The sequence below is a fragment of the Rhodococcus sp. T7 genome (assembly GCF_009872365.1).
Lineage (GTDB): Bacteria > Actinomycetota > Actinomycetes > Mycobacteriales > Mycobacteriaceae > Rhodococcus_F.
Map to the genome: position 1 here is coordinate 1 of NZ_WXYH01000191.1, position 2045 is coordinate 2045.

Annotated in this window: 2 protein-coding genes; both read right to left on the reverse strand. The window is 68.0% G+C overall.

What is annotated here, in order from left to right; all coding sequences use genetic code 11:
- Nucleotides 1-37: 37 nt before the first annotated feature.
- Nucleotides 38-742, reverse strand: coding sequence for a PAS and ANTAR domain-containing protein (locus MLGJGCBP_RS18905; protein ID WP_442972109.1), 705 nt, complete (start codon nucleotides 740-742; stop codon nucleotides 38-40).
- Complete coding sequence (locus tag MLGJGCBP_RS18910; protein ID WP_236581200.1) at nucleotides 720-1901, reverse strand: carboxylate-amine ligase; 1182 nt, start codon at nucleotides 1899-1901, stop codon at nucleotides 720-722. Before MLGJGCBP_RS18910 ends, MLGJGCBP_RS18905 begins: the two co-directional genes overlap by 23 nt.
- Nucleotides 1902-2045 lie beyond the last annotated feature (144 nt).

Consider the following 2045-nt stretch of genomic DNA (forward strand, 5'->3'; position numbering starts at 1 on the left):
CTGAGCGCACCTGACGGAAACGGACCGCGGTTGCCCCTCAGCTCGTGTTGCTCCGGAATTGGTGGGCGGTGAGCAGCACGCGGTCGAACCGGGTCCGGAAGGCTTCCGGCGGGACCGCGGCAGCGGCGGGATCGCCGACCGCGGTGACCAGGTTCTCGGCGATGGTGCGCAGTTTGGTGTTGGTCTCCTGGGAGCGCCAGATGAGGATGTCGAAGGCCCGCTCCGCGGGGATGCCGTAGACGAGCATCAACACGCCCTTGGCCTGTTCGATGACCGCCCGGGACGCGGCAAGTTCGGCGACCGCTTCGTCGAGCGATTCCTGCAGTACGGTCTCCAGGGACTCGCTGACGTCGATGTAGAACCCGGACGTGCCGACCACCCGGTCGTTCTCGCGGAGCTGGTCCCCGACGACGATCACATGGTGCACACGCCCAGCGGTGTCGATGATGCGGTGTTTGCTGCTGAAAGGTTGTCCCTCGTCGATCATCTTCTCGAAGATCGCGGTGACATGGCGGAGGTCGTCGGGGTGTTTGTGCGAGAGCAGCAATTCGGTGGTGGGAGTTTTCTCGCCGGGGCGGTAGCCGTGCATCTCGGCAACCGGGTCGGACCATTCCCACCGTTGGCCGTCGAGGAGGAATCGGAAGCTGCCGACCCGCTGCGGTGTACCCGATCCGAACAGTGCATCGAGTTTCACCGCCACCACCCGCGCGTGGGGTCCGTCACGACCGGTCGGCGGTGTCACGTCCGAGTTCCTCGGCGCTCGCGCAGGTGTCGGTGGTGGTGCAGGTGAGCATGTGGAGGAGGTCGGCACGAGATCCTGCCCGGAGGATGCGACGTTGCCGCACAGCCCCGTTACCCGCACCGAGGACACACTCGACGGCGCAGCGGACGGTCCGGTAATCGCCGGTGCGCTCGAGCGCCGGACGTACATGATCGACAAGCCGCGCGGTCGCCTCGCGCGCCGAGATCAGGTGTCCGGACCCGGTGTCGAGGGCGTATCCGTTCACCCCGTCCCGGGCGGCGCGCCAATACGCCGCCCGCAGCAGAGCGGGGTCGAGCACCGGTGCCTGTTGCCCGCTGTGGACAGCACCGAGGGCGGTGGTGACCAGCGCGCGCACCAGCGCGGCGAGGAGCACCGTTTCCTCGACGGTCGCGGGGACGTCGCTGACCCGCACCTCGAGGGTGGGCAGGTGCGCCGACAGGCGCACATCCCAGTAGACCATCGCCGTGTCGAGGATGACCTCGTTGTCGAGCATGTCCGCGACCACGGTGTCGTAGTGCTGCGCGGAGCGGAAATACGGGGGTGGCCCGGCACTGGGCCACCGCGACCACAACACGTGCCGCCAGCTGGCGTATCCGGTGTCGCGGCCGGCGAAGACCGGTGAGTTTGCGGTCAGTGCCAGCAGCACCGGCAGCCAGGGACGTAGATGGTTGCTGACCTGCACCGCGAGGTCCCGGTCGTCGAGTCCGACGTGAACGTGACAACCGCAGATGACCTGCTCCCCGAGAAGGCCGAAATGCTCGATCCTCCGCTGATAGCGAGGAAGCGCGGTGATCGAGGTCGGGGGCGGACCGAACGGGGGTACCCCGGTCGCGAGCACCGCGACGCCCACCGCGGAGGCTGCGGCCGCCACCTGTGCTCGAGTACGCCGGAGCTGGTTTCCGAGATCGGTGAGGGTGGTGCACACCGGGGTGGCGGTTTCGATCTGGCACCGCGACAATTCGAGTTGCAGTTCGGCGCCGCAGCGTCGGGCGGCGGCGGCGACCGCGGTGTTACCCAGGAACGGGGCACCGGTGCCGGGGTCGGCGAGCACGAACTCTTCCTCCACCCCGATCGTCGGCGTGGAACCGGCGGTTCCGGCACCGGCAGCACCGATCGGATTCGCTGAAAGTGTCGACACCGTTGTCCGCTCCTGCCCGACCGCCCTGAAACCCGGGGCCATCCCCAGCCTGGCACCCCCACCCGAGCGAAGAACCGGATCGGCATGGAAAAGGGACTTAAGTCCCTGCGGGGTGTCGACGTCACACCTGGTGACTGTCCGCCA